We start from the raw sequence: 643 nt of genomic DNA, 5'->3' as shown, positions 1-643 counted from the left end.
CGGTGACCGGCGGTTCGCCGCCGCTCACGGGGTGCGGGCGGCGTACGCGGCGGGTGCGATGGCGAACGGCATCGCGTCACCGGCGTTGGTCTCGGCGATGGCGCGGGCGGGGTACCTCGCCTCCTACGGCGCGGCGGGGGTGCCACCCGCCGCGGTGGACGCGGCCTTGGCCGAGCTGAGCCGCACGCTGGCCGGCAAGTCGTTCGCGTGCAATCTGATCCACAGCCCGTCCGAGCCCGCGCTGGAGCGCGCGATCGTCGATGCATGCCTGCGCCATCAGGTGCGTTGCGTGGAGGCGTCGGCGTTCATGGACCTCACCGGCGAGGTCGTGCGCTACCGCGCGGCGGGGTTGGCCGTCGACCGGCAGGGCCGCGTCGAGGTGCGCCACCGCCTGATCGCGAAGGTGTCCCGGGTGGAGGTGGCCGAACCGTTCTTGCGCCCGGCCCCCGCGCGGCTGCTGCGCGGGCTGGTCGAATCCGGTGATCTGACGCCGGAGCAGGCCCGCCTCGCCGAACAGGTGCCGATGGCCGACGACATCACGGCCGAAGCGGACTCCGGCGGTCACACCGACCGCAGGCCGCTGCTGGTGCTGCTGCCCGAGCTGATCGCGGCACGGGATCGCCTGGCGCGCACCGTGCCCGCC

The 643-nt window shown here is 74.7% G+C and carries 1 protein-coding gene; it reads left to right on the top strand.

The features are described from left to right. On the top strand, positions 1–643 hold a 643-nt coding region (locus tag NA8_RS34530; protein ID WP_501193544.1), incomplete at both ends, for a beta/alpha barrel domain-containing protein.

The sequence above is a fragment of the Nocardia arthritidis NBRC 100137 genome, from assembly GCF_001612765.1.
Lineage (GTDB): Bacteria > Actinomycetota > Actinomycetes > Mycobacteriales > Mycobacteriaceae > Nocardia > Nocardia arthritidis.
The sequence above is the reverse complement of the archived record's forward strand: the minus strand, read 5'-3'. Positions and strand labels throughout refer to the sequence as shown.